Source organism: Haloactinospora alba (assembly GCF_006717075.1).
Taxonomy (GTDB): domain Bacteria; phylum Actinomycetota; class Actinomycetes; order Streptosporangiales; family Streptosporangiaceae; genus Haloactinospora; species Haloactinospora alba.
Map to the genome: position 1 here is coordinate 1,620,372 of NZ_VFQC01000001.1, position 14,691 is coordinate 1,635,062.

Below are 14,691 nucleotides of genomic sequence, written 5' to 3' on the forward strand. Positions count from 1 at the left end.
CTGCGTTGCTCGTCTCCCGGGCGGAGGAGCGAGGCAGCGGGTTGTTTCCCGTCCGGCCGCTGTCCGGGGAACCCCGGTCCGGCCCGTGCGTGGTCGCGGGGCGGAGGGCGCGTCAGCCGTGACGCGCCTGGCCCTCCGGACCCGCCAGGTACTCCCGGAACCATGTGATGGCCTCCCCCGCGACCTGCTCCAACGCGCCGGGTTCCTCGAACAGGTGGGTGGCATCCGGGACCAGGTGCACGTCGTTTGTGACGTGCAGTTCCTTCTGCGCCTGGAAACTGACCCGGACGATGGGCTCGTCGGCGCTTCCGGCGATCATGAGAACCGGGGCTCTGACCCCCGCAAGCCCGTCGGGAGCCAGGTCGACCCGTCCTCCCCGGCAGACGACAGCGTGGACCCGGTCAGGGCGCCGTACCGCTGTTCCGAGCGCGGCCGCGGCTCCCGTGCTGGCACCGAACAACCCCACGGGCAGTCCGGCGGTCTCCTCCGCCGAACCGAGCCAGTCCACCACATCGCTGAGCCGTCGGGTCAACAGCGCGGTGTCGAAGCGCAGCTCGCGGGTGCGCTCGTCGGTCTGTTCCTCCTCCGGAGTCAGCAGGTCGAGGAGTAACGTCGCGAAGCCCTGGTTGGCCAGAGCCTCGGAAACGGCTCTGTTCCGCGGACTGAGCCGTGAACTGCCACTGCCGTGAGCGAACAGGATGATGCCCCTGCGCTCCGCTGGGACCGTCATGTCGCCGGCGAGTGCGGCGTCCGAGGTCTCCACAGCCACGTGTCGGGTGTCCATGGTCCTTCCTCCTGTCTGGCGTGCTCCCACCGCACCGAAGCGCGTGCGGACCGTACGTGATGGGCGGGAGCGAAGGGCTCTCCGCTGCTCCGGCGCGCTGCGGGAGATGGCTGGCCCCTCACCCGGCGTCCTGCTGCCTCCGCGACGCCCCCGGCAGCGGGCTGTCGCAGTCAGGGCAGCGGGTGTTGCCGCCCGGATGGACAGCACGGCCGGGGGCGTATCCGTTGGACCGGGATCCGTAGGGTGTCGCCCACCGGAACACCATGGCAGCCCCGGCAGTGGCAGCCATGGTGTACTTCCCTCACACTGTGGCCGGGTGTTTCCGGCGGATGCTGCGTACCGCTTCTCCTCACCCGGGCACTGCTACCAGGGGTTGTGGCTGTGAAACGCAGGGCTTGGTCCCTGTGGGAGCCGGGCGCGCCGCGCGGCAGGGTTAGGGCGTGTACTTCGCGGGGTAGCGGAGCGTGTCCCACCTCCTGTACGCCGGTGTCACCCTAGGGAGAACATGATGGTGCTGTCCCGTCGTGAGCACGAGCTGCTTCGCCAGATCGAGGAGCGTCTCCGCACCGACGATCCTGCGCTCGCAGCCCGGATCGACCGTTGTATAGCGGTCATGCCGTGCGTGACCGTGGAGCGTGCCCCGAACTCCCGTCCCGGTTCGCGGAGTCCCGTCGTATGGACGGCGGTAGCGGCGGTGGGGGCACTGCTGCTGCTCGTGGTGCTGTTCGTTCCCACGTCGGAAGGCTCCACGGCCGGAGAAACGCCACCCGAGGGGCGGAAACCCGCGATAGATCCGAACGGTGACCCCGGATATCCGGAACGCGGGAATGCGGGAATTCCGTGACCGCGGGCCCGGTGAACGAGCGCAGTGTCCGGGCGGAGGGCCGTCCTGGACCGGTGCAGCCGGGAGCGCTCCTGCTGACCGGGTGGAGCCGGGAGGCGGGGTCCAACGGCTGGAGGCCTCCCGCGAGGTCCGCGCTCGCTGTGCCGGGTTCCCCGCGCAGGTAGCGGCTGCGTCATGCTGTCATACGCCCTACTCTTGACTTATATGAGTACCCACGCCGAGCGGTACGCTGAGTTCCGCCGCCGCCAAGCCGAGTCCAGTGAGACTATCGAGAATTTCCAGGAGCTTTACGGATTCGAGTTCGACTCGTTCCAGAAACGGTCTTGCAAGGCCCTGGAGAATGGGCACGGTGTTCTGGTGGCTGCGCCTACCGGTTCGGGAAAGACCGTGGTCGGGGAGTTCGCGGTCCATCTTGCGCTGCGATACGGTGCCAAATGTTTCTACACCACACCGATCAAGGCACTTTCCAACCAGAAGTACAATGACCTGGTTCGCCGCTACGGAGCTGAGCGGGTCGGGCTGCTGACCGGTGACAACAGTGTCAACGGAGAGGCGCCGATCGTGGTCATGACCACAGAGGTCCTGCGCAACATGCTGTATGCCGGCTCGCATACTCTGAGCGGTTTGGCTTATGTGGTCATGGACGAGGTGCATTATCTCGCCGACCGGTACCGCGGGGCGGTGTGGGAAGAAGTCATAATCCACCTTCCCGAGTCGGTGCTCACCGTTGCGCTTTCGGCGACAGTGAGCAACGCCGAGGAATTCGGAGAGTGGCTGCAACAGGTGCGCGGTGACACCACGGTGATCGTGGACGAGACGCGCCCGGTTCCGTTGTGGCAGCATGTCATGGCCGGAAAGCGTATCCATGACCTTTTCGTCCCGGTGGAGGACTCCTCTGCGGAGGGATCGAGCAGTAAACGCACCCGCAAACGCGACCGCCGGAACGGAAACGAATCCGGAAAGAACGTAGAGGTTGTGGTCGGTGGCCAGAAGATGCGGGTCAATCCTCGGCTCATCAAACTGACCCAGGAGGACGAGCGCATAACGCAGCTCGAACACCGCCGTCGCCACCCACAGGCGCGTACGCGTGGAGGCCCCCGCCCCAGGACGAAGTTCCCACCGCCCAGCCGGACACAGATCATCGACGAGCTGGACCGTGAAGGACTTCTCCCCGCCATTATTTTCATTTTCAGTCGGGCCGGGTGCGACGACGCCGTTCGTCAGTGCATGTACACCGGGATGACCCTGACGACGGAGGAGGAGGCGGCGGAGATCCGCGAGTACGCGGAGCGCCAGTGCGCCGATATTCCGCCATCCGACCTGGCCGTTCTGGGATACCATGAGTGGTTGCACGCATTGGAGCGGGGGATCTCCGCCCACCACGCCGGAATGCTCCCGACTTTCAAGGAGATCGTCGAGTCCCTGTTCCAACGCGGGCTCATCCGGGCTGTGTTCGCGACGGAGACCCTGGCACTGGGAATCAACATGCCGGCGCGTACCGTCGTCATCGAGAAGTTGGACAAGTGGAACGGCGAGACCCACGCCACGCTCACTCCGGGGGAGTACACGCAACTGACCGGTCGGGCCGGGCGTCGCGGTATCGATGTCGAGGGCCACGCTGTTGTCATATGGCAGCCGGGGACGGATCCGGAAAGCGTCGCCGGCCTGGCGAGTACACGCACGTACCCGCTGAACTCCAGTTTCCAGCCTTCGTACAACATGGCGGTCAACCTGGTCGGGCAAGTGGGCCGGGAACGCAGTAGGAACATGCTGGAGTCCTCCTTCGCCCAGTTCCAGGCGGACCGCGCCGTGGTGGGGCTGACCCGGCAGCTGCACAAGCAGGAGGAAGCGCTCGAGGGGTACGCCCGAGCCGCGGAGTGCCATCTCGGCGATTTCATGGAATACGCCTCGTTGCGTCGCGAGCTCAGCGACCGGGAGTCCCAGGCCTCCAAGGGACGCAGCGCGCAGCGCCGGGACGAGGCGATGCGTAGCCTGGAACGTCTGAAACCGGGAGACGTTATCCGGGTCCCCTCCGGGCGGCACACGGGGTTCGCCGTGGTCATCGATCCCGGGACGCGGGGCAACGTGCCGGCTCCGTTGGTTCTGACGTACAACCGCCAGGTGAAACGGGTGAAGGCGGCCGACTTTCCGGTACCTGTCGAACCGGCCGGCCGGATCCGCATTCCCAAGAACTTTTCCTCGCGCTCCGCACAGTCCCGCCGTGACCTTGCCGCCACGCTGCGGAACAAGGTCGAGGAGGGAAGCGTGGAGCAGCCCCAACGCCCCGCCAAAGAGAAGGAAGGGGAGGATCCGGAGATCACACGGATCCGCCGTGCCCTGCGTGAACACCCGTGCCACCGTTGTCCGGACCGGGAGGATCACGCGCGTTGGGCTGAGCGGTACTTCCGTCTGAAAAAGGACACCGACGGACTGCAACGCCGGGTCGAGGGGCGTTCGCATGTCATCGCGCGCACCTTCGACCGGGTGTGTGGCGTCCTGCAGGACCTGGACTACCTCGACGGGGACACCGTCACCGAGGAAGGCAAACGTCTCGCCAAGGTCTACTCGGAGCTGGACCTGCTCGTCGCCGAGTGCCTGCGCCGCGGGTTGTGGGAGGAACTCGCCCCCGTCGACCTGGCAGCGTGCGTGTCGTCCCTGGTATACGAGTCACGGCGTTCCGACGACGCCTTCCCCCGGGTTCCGGAGGGCGACTCGGCGGAGACGCTGTTGGAGATGGAACGCCTCTGGGGCGAGCTGCACGAGATCGAACGCAACCACAAGGTCTCTTTCCTCCGTGAACCCGACCAGGGGTTCGTCTGGAGCACCTACCGTTGGGCCCGCGGTGACCGGTTGGACAGGATCCTCATGGAGGCCGACATGTCCGCGGGGGACTTCGTGCGTGCCACGAAACAACTGATCGACATGCTCGGCCAGATAGCCGATGCGGCTCCCGAGGACGGGAACCTGCGGCGGAACGCCCGCCGTGCCAGGGACGCGGTCCAGCGTGGGGTGGTGGCTTACTCGTCCGTGTGAACAGGGCCGGCGCTTCCCGGGGCCAGCCCCTGCTTCCCCCGGCCCGGTCCGCGCCCACCGGATCCCGGCCAGGTACGGCCGTGCCTCGGGCCTGGCCCCCGTGCCAGGTCCGGTGGGCACCCTTTCGGCCGGGGTCGAACGTGTTGTTGTTCACATAGTGGGATACAGTCCTCCTAACCAGATAGTTGGACGACCTACTAACCGTGCGGTGGTCGGTCGGGGTCGTACTGGAACGGAGGGAGCGGTATGCACGTCGAACGGACTCTGCCCACGAGCGAGGCCCGTGACCTTCTGGACCTGGTCGGAGAACTCTCCAGGAAGGAACTCGCTCCCCGGGTCGCGGCGGACGAGGCGGCAGGCGTGTTCCCGCGAGACGTGTTCTCCCTCCTCGGCGGCTCGGGGCTGCTTGGACTCCCCTATCCCAGCGCCTACGGAGGCGGAGGGCAGCCCTACGAGGTCTATCTGCAGGTGGTCGAGGAGCTTTCCCGGACATGGCTCGCCGTGGGGCTGGGAGTCAGCGTGCACACGCTCTCCTGCTTCCCACTGGCCGAGTTCGGGGAGGAAACGCACCGCGCCCGCCTGTTGCCGGGGATGCTCGGCGGGGGGACGCTCGGGGCGTACTGCCTGTCCGAGGCGCACTCGGGATCCGACGCCGCCGCCCTGTCCACGCGGGCCGAGGAGCGCGAGGACGGATACCACCTACACGGCGCCAAATCGTGGATCACCCACGGGGGAGTCGCCGACTTCTACACCGTGTTCGCCCGTACCGGCGATCCGGACTCCGCGGCGCGTGGGATCAGCTGCTTTCACGTACCAGGCGGTACCGCCGGCGTGCACGCGGACTCCCCGGAGAACAAGATGGGGATGAGCTCCTCACCGACCGCCGCCCTGCGGTTCGACGACGCCAGGGCGGAGACTGTGGTCGGTGAGGTGGGGGAGGGGTTCACGATCGCCCTGGCGGCCCTGGACTCCGGGCGACTCGGTATCGCCGCGTGCGCGGTGGGGGTGGCGCAGGCCGCTCTCGACTCCGCACTGGAGTACTCCCGGAGCCGGACACAGTTCGGTCACCCCATCGGGGACTTCCAGGGTATGGAGTTCATGCTCGCTGATATGGCGACGCAGGTGGAGGCTGCGCGGGAGCTCTACCTCGCTGCCGCGCGGCGCAAGGACCGCGGCAGCGCGTTCGGTAAGCAGGCGGCGATGGCGAAACTGCTCGCCACCGATACGGCCATGCGCGTCACCACCGACGCGGTGCAGGTACTGGGTGGGGCGGGTTACACCCGCGAGTTCCGCGTTGAGCGGCTGATGCGGGAAGCCAAGGTACTGCAGATCGTGGAAGGCACGAACCAGATCCAGCGGTTGGTCATCGGCCGTCACCTGGCCAACGCGGGCACGGGTCAGTGACACCGGAAGGAAAGAGCACCCGCCGTCCGCTCGCCGCTGGGAGCCTCCCAGCGGCGAGCGGACGGCGGGGCCGGCGCCGGAGGGGACGGATCCCAACGCCGGGCGAGGGGGATCCGTGGGCAGTGCCAGCTGGCCACCAGCCTCATCCGGAGGAACCAGCTGGCTTCGCGGGTCATCTGATGCTGAGCCCGCTCTCCTTGTCGAAGTAGTGCAGCTCGGCTGCCTCCACCGCGAGTTTGACGGGATGCCCCGGACGCACGGAGCTGCGGGGGCTCACCCGTGCGGTGAACACCGACTTGTCGCCGGCGAGGGGAAGGGCGGAGCTTTCTCCCTCACTTTCGTCACCGGCGGCGTCGGCGGCGAGGGCAGCAGCTGCCTCGTGCTGTACCGGGGGAGCGTCGATGCTGAAGATGACGTTGATCTCGGTTCCGAGCTCCTCGGTGACGTCGGCGGTGACCTCCATCGTGGCACTGGTGTTCGTCGAGAAGGCAGCGTCGTTGAAGTCGGACGGGCGGATGCCCAGGATGATCTGCTTGCCTATGTAGTCCCGCAAGCCAGGGCGGGCGGAGAACGTCTCGACAGGGACCGAAAGCCTGTGTTCGGCGAACTTCAACACCGCGGTGTCACCGTCCCGCTCGAGATCGGCGGTAACGAAGTTCATCGCTGGCGAACCGATGAACCCGGCGACGAACAGGTTGACGGGGTGGTCGAAGAGGTTCTTGGGTGTGTCGACCTGTTGCAGGCGCCCATCCCGGAGGACGGCGACCCGGTCTCCCAACGTCATCGCCTCCACCTGGTCGTGGGTGACGTAAACCGTGGTGACGCCGAGACGCTCGTGCAACTGGTTGAGCGAGGCCCGCATCTGTACACGCAGCTTGGCATCCAGGTTGGACAGTGGCTCGTCCATCAGGAACGCCTGCGGTTCCCGTACGATGGCGCGTCCCATGGCGACCCGCTGGCGTTGGCCTCCGGAGAGGGCCGCGGGCTTTCGCTTGAGGTAGCTCTCGATGCCGAGCATGGCAGCGGCTTCCTGGACCCGTCGCTGGATCTCCTGCTTGGGAACCTTGCGCAGTTTCAGACCGAACGCAAGGTTCTGCTCGACCGTCATGTGCGGATACAACGCATAGTTCTGGAAGACCATGGCGATGTCACGGTCCTTGGGAGGCCGGTCGTTGACGACCTGATCCCCGATGAAGAGCTCGCCTCCACTGATCTCCTCCAGGCCGGCGATCATCCGCAGAGCTGTGGACTTGCCACACCCCGACGGGCCGACGAGGACCATGAACTCGTTGTCCGCGATCTCAAGGTCGAGGTTGTCGACTGCTTGGACCCCACCCGGGTAGACCTTGTCGACGCCGTCGAGAACGATCTTTGCCATAGCAGCTCCTGGTCTGGACCCGTACCTGCGCCCTCCGGGACAGGCAGCTCCGGGGATGTCGATGATCTTGATCGGTATTGATTGATGTTTCGGAAAATCACACACCATGTGAGCGAAAATGTCGATACCTTGCGCAGTTTCGATCACATTGCGCTCGTGCTTGCAGTGCTCCGGAACCCCCGCAGGAGGGCGGCGCGGAGGCCGCGTTTCCGGAGCCGGAGAAACGCGGAAAGTTCGTGCCGTGTTCGTTCAGCCCTGTCACCAGCGCAGATCCAGGAACTTGGCCCATGGGGGCTCGAGTGGACTGGCATGCGTTCGACCGGTGCGTTAGTCTGGCGTTGGTTATCCAGCTCCGCTCGTTCCCTTGCGATCACGTGGCTCGGTCGAGCATTGGAAACCGCTTCGACACGTGCCGTAGGGGTTGCAGCGGATCGCGGGATCTCTGGGTAACCTACTGACCAGTCCAACACTGGACGGACCGGTCGAGCGGTTCGGTTCTTGTCTTACTGCACGTCGCGCCACGCACCAGGTGCGGTCGGAGGTTCGAGAAGGACCGGGTTTCGCGGCCGGGCGGGGGGTTGGACCCGGAAAAGGCCCGAACATCCAGTAGACAACGGTCTCCGCGCTCGCAGCCGACGAGACGGATCCGGTCCGAAGGGTGCTTCGGGCCTTTTCCGCGTCCCCCCAGTATCGGGGGAAGCGAGTCAGACGTGGTCGCTGGCGACACGCAACGTGAGACGGCTGCTGCCGTCCTGCCAGACAGAGGGACCCACCTCCCACGCCGGGAACACCTCCGACTCGTCAGCCGTGTGCTGGCTGCCGCAGGGGCCGGAGCCGCCCAGCTGCTCGCGCTTCCTCCCTACGGACTGTGGTGGTTGGGACCCCTCAGCGCCACACTGCTCGTACTCGCGGTATCCGGTACCCGACTCCGCCGTGCCGCCTGGCTCGGGGCCGTCAGCGGTGCCTCGCTCATGGTGTGGCTGGTCAACTGGCAGAGCGTGTTCGGCGTCGACGTGTGGCTCGCGCTCGCCGCCGCTGAAACGCTGTACTTCCTGCCGTTGGCGACCGGAATCGCATGGGTCGTCCCACTGCGCGGCTGGCCGGTGTGGACCGCGGCGCTGTGGGTGCTACAGGAAGCGGTGCGAGCCCGCTTCCCCTTCGGTGGCTTCCCGTGGGGAAAACTCGCCTTCGCCCAACCCGACACACCTTTCACCGGGTACGCCGCGGTGGGCTCCTCAGCGCTGGTCACGTTCGGCGTGGCACTGTGCGGAGCGCTCCTGGCAGCGGCCGTCCCGCGTGCGGTGCGCCTGCTCGGTGGAACGCTCCGGAGGGCGAACGAGCGGAGCGGAGGACGTGTCATCCCGGTCGTCGGCCTGTTGGCGACGGCTGTCGCGATCCCCGCCCTGGGGCCCGTGCTTCCGTCCGTCGCGCCTCCCGAAACGGATCACACAGCGACCGTGGGAATGGTGCAGGGGGATGTCCCGGCCCCGGGGCAGGAGAACATCCTGGGCGAACGCATGCAGGTGCTGGACAACCACATGCAGGGGGTCCACAGGATCGCCCGGCAGGTACGGTCCGGGGAGGTGGAGCAGCCGGACATGGTGATCCTTCCGGAGAACGCCAGCGACCTCGACGCTTATGACAACCCGACCGCAGCGTCCCGGATAGCGGATGCCGCCCGTGACGTCGGCGCGCCCCTCCTCGTCGGAATCACCAAGTACGAGGACGGTGGTGCCCAGCGCGAGGTCCGTAGTGTTGTCTGGAAACCGGACACGGGCGCCGGAGACTACTACACGAAGCGTTACCTGGTCCCGTTCGGTGAGTACATTCCGTTCAGGGGGGTAATGACCCGTTACGTGTCCCGGCTGGAGCAGGTAACCAGCGACGCGGTCCCCGGAGAGGAGCCGGGAAAGCTGAGCCTGAACGGAACCACGGTGGCAGCGTCCATCTGCTTCGACGTCGTCTTCGACCGACCGGTACGGGAGTCCGTGGCCGCCGGGGGTCAGATCCTCGTGGTTCCCACCAACAACGCCAACTACAACTTCACCGGACAACCCGACCAGCAGCTCGCGATCACCCAGTTGCGCGCGGTTGAGCACGGTCGCCCCGCGGTGGTTGCCTCCACCAGCGGGGTCAGCGCCGTGGTCGCCCCCGACGGGACGGTTGTGTACCGTTCGCCCGAAGCCGAGCCGGACACGCACGTCACCGACCTTCCGGCCATGGCCGGGGAAACGTTGGCCACCAGACTCGGTGCCCTTCCGGAAGCCGCACTGAGCGCACTCGGCGTGGGCGCACTCGTCGCCGCCGCCGTGAGTACCATCAGGAGGAAGCACCAGGTGACGGGCGAGGTTTCGCGGCAGGAGTAGCAGAACGGCGCCGGCTACGGTCCTTCCCGCCCAGCCGGGGCACCTGCCACAGCCACACACCAACAGGGAAGCAGTGCTCTCCCGTCCGGACCGTCCGGGCGCACGGCCGGTACCGGCGAAGGTGTTCCCACCCACAGGAACGAATAGCCGATCCGAGGCGTTTCCGGGTGTAGGAGGAACTCACGGTAGGCGTGTCGTTGGAGGACAGGAAATCCCGAGGATGGTTCCCATGCCGTTGCTAATCGTCATCGCGCTCATGGCGCTCCCGTTCGTCGAAGTGTGGCTGATGGTCGTCGTCGGCCAACAGATCGGCGCGGCCTGGACCGTCCTCGCGTTGTTCGGACTGAGCGCGACGGGTGCTGTTGTACTGCGCAGCGCTGGGATACGGGCGCACCGTGCGGTGGAGGAGGCGATGCGCACGGGAAAGTCCCTCCAGAACGGCCCGTTGGAGATGCTGATGGTCATGGTGGGCGGGATACTCCTCCTCGTCCCCGGCTTCCTCACGGGACTCCTCGGAGCCGTCGTGGCGCTTCCCGTAACGCGGCCCGCACTGCGGTGGGCGTTCACGGCCTGGGCAGAGCGCCGTATGGCCCGGATGCGGGCCACGATGAACGCGGAGTCAGCGGTGCCGGGACGGCAGGAGGCCACCGGTCCGGGCCACACCAACGGCGCTCCCGGAAGCGGACGCGTCGTACGCGGACGAGTGGTCTCCGAGGACGAGTCCAGCGCTACGGGTGACGACTCCTGACGCTGCTGATGTGTCGACCGTTCCCCGTCACCGTTCGGGACGTGTGTGCCTTCCGAACCGTCATGTTCGCTGCGTGGCCCGTCCCGCTGGCTGACGGTCCCGCGGAGCCACGGGGGCGAGGGGCGGTCCACCGCCGGCACTGGTTCGCCGGGCGTGCTTCGACGGGGTGAGCACCAGCGGAACGGGAGGGTGTGCTCCTGTCCCTCCGCGCGGGATAATCCGTGGTGTGAATAGCGAATTCCGATGGAACTACCTCATGGACATGGACGGGGTGCTGGTAAGCGAAGAGTCCCTCGTCCCCGGCGCGGACGCCTTCATCTCCGAGATGAGGGAAAACGGCATCAGCTTCATGGTGCTGACGAACAACTCCATCTACACCCCTCGTGACCTCCGGTCCCGGCTGCATCGCACGGGGCTGGACATCCCCGAGTCGGCGATCTGGACCTCCGCGCTGGCCACCGCCCGCTTCCTGCAGCAGCAGCGCCCCGGCGGATCGGCGTACGTGGTGGGGGAGTCAGGGCTGACCACGGCGTTGCACAACATCGGGTATGTGCTGACTGACCGGGATCCTGATTACGTCGTTCTGGGGGAGACCCGCACCTACAGCTTCGAGGCGATCACACGTGCCATCCGACTGGTGGAAGGAGGAGCCCGGTTCATCGCGACGAACCCCGACGAGAAGGGCCCCAGCCGTGAGGGGTCCCTCCCCGCCACTGGGGCGGTGGCAGCACTGATCGAACGGGCGACGGGGCGGGCTCCGTACTACATCGGCAAGCCGAACCCGTTGATGATGCGTTCCGCCCTGCGGGCGTTGGGTGCCCATTCCGAGAACACGTTGATGATCGGGGACCGGATGGACACGGACGTGCGTTCCGGCCTGGAGGCGGGACTACAGACCCTTCTCGTGCTCTCCGGGATATCGGGGCACGACACCGCGGACCTGTTCCCCTACCGTCCGACCCGTGTGCTGGGATCGGTGGGTGAACTCGTGGGTAGGACCCTCGACCCGTTCGGGGACAACGGGGCGGACTGTCGTGCCGAACAGTCCGGTAGCAGCGAGTGAGACGACCGCGGCCCGGTACCCTCGGGCGTCTGCTCCCGGGATGACGCAGCCGAGCCTCGGTGGTGGCGCTGGGGGCGCGGGCGTCCCGGGAACACCGGGTGCGGCGTGCTGCCGTCCGGTTCCGGGAGACCCCCGCGCCGGAACAGCACGGCGCGCTCAGTGATCCCCACGAGCGGCGCACCGGGACAGTGGACCCCGGGAGCGAGGTTCCGTGCGTTTCCGGCGGGTCCTGCTCGTGGGACACAGTCCAGTCGGGAGGTGGGGATCACAAGCCACCTCCCGACTGGACTATGGGAACACGGGCAGGATTCTCAGGCGCTCTGACGCTCCTCGTCCATGGCCTGCATGTGTTCCGCCTCTTCCCGACGGCGGGCGCGCAGCAGCTCCAGGCGTTCGTTGAGTACCTCTTCCAGGTCCTCCATGCTCCGGCGCTCGAGCAGCATGTCCCAGTGGGTGCGTGCGGGTTTCGCCTTCTTCTCCTGCGACTCGTTCCCGTCCACGATCAGAGCGTTCTCGCCGCAGAAACGGCATTCCCAGTTAGTGGGAATCTCGGCCTCGCTGGCGAACGTGACGGAGAAGCGATGACCCTGCGGGCAGTCGTAAGTGACCTCTTGGCGCGGTGCCAGGTCAGTGTTTCTGTCGTTCTCGTAGCTGGTAGCCCCGAGCCGTGTGCCGCGAAGTGCTCGCTCGGCCATCGTGTGCGTGCCTCCAGGCGCTCATTGCGGTGTTCATGGGTGTAACGCGTCGGTCCGTGTCAAGATTCCCAGACATCAACGGTTCAACCGTGCGATAATAGCCTGTCACGTGCGGCCGGCCCGTTACATCGCTATACGTTGTGTATCTTCCCCGTACGGTGGGGGATCCAGAAGCGGTACTGCTCACTGCGCCAAAGAGTTGACGGGATGTTTGCGTCCCGTTGGTGGTGGCAGCCCTGGCCTGCTCCCCTCACGTCCGTCACGGGGAACTTGTCACCATCCGGCCGCGGGAGCGGCAGCTTAACGAGGATGCCGGTTACGCGCACACCGGTAGCCTCCCCCCGCCGGCAGCGGGGTATCCCGAAGCGAACCCTGCGGCGCGGAGGTGTCACGCTGTCGGTTCCAGGATCACGACCGGGATCGTTCGGTCGGTTTTGGCCTGGTAGTCGTCGTAGGCAGGCCAGGCGTCCGCCAACCGCGGCCACAGCCGTTCCCGTTCTGGCGGGGTGGCGGTCCGTGCGTGCGCGGTGAACCGCTGCTCTCGTACCTGGACGGTCACCGTGGGATGGGCGACCAGATTCCTGTACCACTGCGGGTGTTCGGGGGCGCCACCGTAGGAAGCCACCACGACATAGGAGTCCCCGTCGCGCTGGTAGATCAGTGGGGTGCTCCGTGGTTGCCCGGAGCGGCGGCCAGTCGTGGTGAGAACCAGCGCGGTGGTCCCCTGCCAGTCGTGTCCCTCAGCACCGTCGGTCTCGAGGTACCGCTGGACATGTTCTGCACCGAACAACATCGCTTGCTCACCTTCCCATCGCAGCCATGGTGGCGAACGTTCGCAGGGCGCCGCTGATTCCCTGCCGCGCTCGGAGGGTGCTGTGGCGCCGACTGCCGAAACCGGACATGTCTGAAATCATTTCTTGCCCGAAGGCCAAGGAACGTTTTGAACGGGATGGAGTGGTTCCCACCGGGAGGTTGCGTTCTATATGTTCCTCGGTGGCGTGTTTCCCGCCGCCTTTATCCCGTGGGCTATGTTGCTTTTCGCGAGTAGGAACCCACCCAGGAGGAAGAATGCTATGAGAGAAAGGATCGCAACTCTGTAACCACCCGTTACCGTGACGGCGATGGTAACCGTCAGCGATCCAAGGAGCGTGGACCCTTTGTCGCTTATCTGGTACAAGCTGAAGTATTCTGCTTCTTTCCCTCTGGGTATGAGGTGTGAGTATATGGAACGCGCCAGCGCCTGTGTCCCCCCAAGAACTATTCCTATTCCCGCTCCCAGGGCCATGAAAAGGACCGGGTCGTTGGCTGGTATGGCATAGGCCAGGGCCACCAGGACACACCATACAACAAGAGTTCCCAGTATCGCGCGCTTGGTTCCGACGGCTCGGGCGATGAGAGCCACCAGAAGTGCTCCTCCGAAAGCTACGAACTGGATCATGAGGATGGTTCCCATGAGAACGCCCTGCCCCAGGTCCAGGTCCTGGGTGGCGAAGGGGGCCGCATAGCGAATCGACGCCTGGACCCCGTCGTTGAAAAGGATGAAGGCCAGCAGGAACAGGAGAGTCTGCGGGTATTTGCGAATATCACGCAGCGTCCGCCCCAACTGGCGGACCGAGGTTCGGACCTGGGGAGTGCGGGAGGCGGTGACGAGCTTGCTGGCGCGGTTGCGCAGCGGCCGTAGTGCGAGAATGGTGAAGCCGATCCACCATATTCCGGAGGAAGCGAACGCGACGCGTACCGCTTGTTCCTCGGTGATTCCCAGTTGTTGGTGCTGGCTCACCAGAACCAGGTGGACAGTGAGAAGGAGCGCTCCCCCCAGGTAGCTGACCGCCCATCCCGTGCTCGACACCCGGTCGCGTTCGTCCGGTGTGGCAATGTCGGGGAGAAAGGAATTGTATATTACCAGGGACGCTCCGTACGCGACGTTGGCGAACAGGAAAAGCGCGGCCGCCGCGATGTGGTTTCCGCCCGTGAAGAACAGCCCCGTGGTGGAGACGGATCCTGCCAGTGCGAGGAAGAACAACCAGCGTTTCTTGTTCGGGGAGTGGTCCGCCAGGGCCCCCATGATCGGAAGCAGGATCACCTGCAGCACGATCGCTGCTGTCGTCGTCGCGGGGTAGAGGGCGTTCGCGTGCAGCTCTGCCCCCAGTAGGGAGACGGTGTAGTCGCCGCCGGTGCACGCGGTCGTGGAGGGTGCCCCTGCCGAGGAGCATGCCAGGCCGCTCAGGTACGGACCGATCAGGACAGTGACGACAGAGGTGATAAACACCTGGTTGGCCCAGTCGTACAGGTACCACCCCCGTTGTTCCCGCCTGCGTTCCCCCAACTGTCCGTAACGAGGGGTGTCCGGGTGGGCGGAGGACGAAGAAGCCATGC

General features: G+C 66.1%; 11 protein-coding genes. 6 read left to right on the forward strand and 5 right to left on the reverse strand.

Annotated elements, in window-relative coordinates; all coding sequences use genetic code 11:
• Positions 1–112: 112 nt before the first annotated feature.
• Positions 113–784 carry a dienelactone hydrolase family protein gene (locus FHX37_RS07300; protein WP_141923006.1) on the reverse strand — a complete coding sequence of 224 codons (672 nt, stop codon included), beginning with the start codon at positions 782–784 and terminating at the stop codon, positions 113–115.
• 505 nt (positions 785–1,289) lie between these two features.
• Here FHX37_RS07300 and FHX37_RS07305 point away from each other — a divergent pair.
• The 3 genes from FHX37_RS07305 to FHX37_RS07315 all read left to right on the forward strand — a co-directional run bounded on the left by FHX37_RS07305 (position 1,290) and on the right by FHX37_RS07315 (position 6,065).
• Complete coding sequence (locus FHX37_RS07305; protein ID WP_141923008.1) at positions 1,290–1,628, forward strand: DUF3040 domain-containing protein; 339 nt, start codon at positions 1,290–1,292, stop codon at positions 1,626–1,628.
• Positions 1,629–1,832: 204 nt separating this feature from the next.
• Positions 1,833–4,661 (forward strand): DEAD/DEAH box helicase, encoded by a 2,829-nt coding sequence (locus tag FHX37_RS07310; RefSeq protein ID WP_141923010.1) that lies wholly within the window; start codon positions 1,833–1,835, stop codon positions 4,659–4,661.
• Positions 4,662–4,907: 246 nt separating this feature from the next.
• Entirely contained in the window at positions 4,908–6,065 is a 1,158-nt protein-coding gene (locus FHX37_RS07315; protein ID WP_141923012.1) for an acyl-CoA dehydrogenase family protein, read from the forward strand.
• 172 nt (positions 6,066–6,237) lie between these two features.
• Here FHX37_RS07315 and FHX37_RS07320 read toward each other — a convergent pair whose 3' ends face one another.
• On the reverse strand, positions 6,238–7,443 hold the full coding sequence (locus tag FHX37_RS07320; protein WP_141923014.1) for an ABC transporter ATP-binding protein: 1,206 nt from the start codon (positions 7,441–7,443) through the stop codon (positions 6,238–6,240).
• A gap of 809 nt (positions 7,444–8,252) precedes the next feature.
• On the opposite strand from FHX37_RS07320, the gene lnt reads away from it, so the two are divergent.
• The 3 genes from lnt to FHX37_RS07335 all read left to right on the forward strand — a co-directional run bounded on the left by lnt (position 8,253) and on the right by FHX37_RS07335 (position 11,620).
• A complete protein-coding gene (gene lnt, locus FHX37_RS07325) occupies positions 8,253–9,809 on the forward strand; it encodes an apolipoprotein N-acyltransferase (RefSeq protein WP_246062166.1) in 1,557 nt (518 codons plus the stop codon).
• Positions 9,810–10,038: 229 nt separating this feature from the next.
• Entirely contained in the window at positions 10,039–10,557 is a 519-nt protein-coding gene (locus FHX37_RS07330; protein WP_141923016.1) for an FxsA family protein, read from the forward strand.
• 256 nt (positions 10,558–10,813) lie between these two features.
• Entirely contained in the window at positions 10,814–11,620 is an 807-nt protein-coding gene (locus FHX37_RS07335) for an HAD-IIA family hydrolase (protein WP_141925093.1), read from the forward strand.
• A gap of 311 nt (positions 11,621–11,931) precedes the next feature.
• Here FHX37_RS07335 and FHX37_RS07340 read toward each other — a convergent pair whose 3' ends face one another.
• From FHX37_RS07340 to FHX37_RS07350, 3 genes are all read right to left on the reverse strand, one after another.
• Complete coding sequence (locus FHX37_RS07340; RefSeq protein WP_141923018.1) at positions 11,932–12,315, reverse strand: RNA polymerase-binding protein RbpA; 384 nt, start codon at positions 12,313–12,315, stop codon at positions 11,932–11,934.
• A gap of 388 nt (positions 12,316–12,703) precedes the next feature.
• Entirely contained in the window at positions 12,704–13,108 is a 405-nt protein-coding gene (locus tag FHX37_RS07345; RefSeq protein ID WP_141923020.1) for a nitroreductase family deazaflavin-dependent oxidoreductase, read from the reverse strand.
• A gap of 186 nt (positions 13,109–13,294) precedes the next feature.
• Positions 13,295–14,689: an MFS transporter gene (locus FHX37_RS07350; RefSeq protein WP_141923022.1), complete on the reverse strand. Its 1,395-nt coding sequence runs from the start codon at positions 14,687–14,689 to the stop codon at positions 13,295–13,297.
• Between the last annotated feature and the right edge of the window lie 2 nt (positions 14,690–14,691).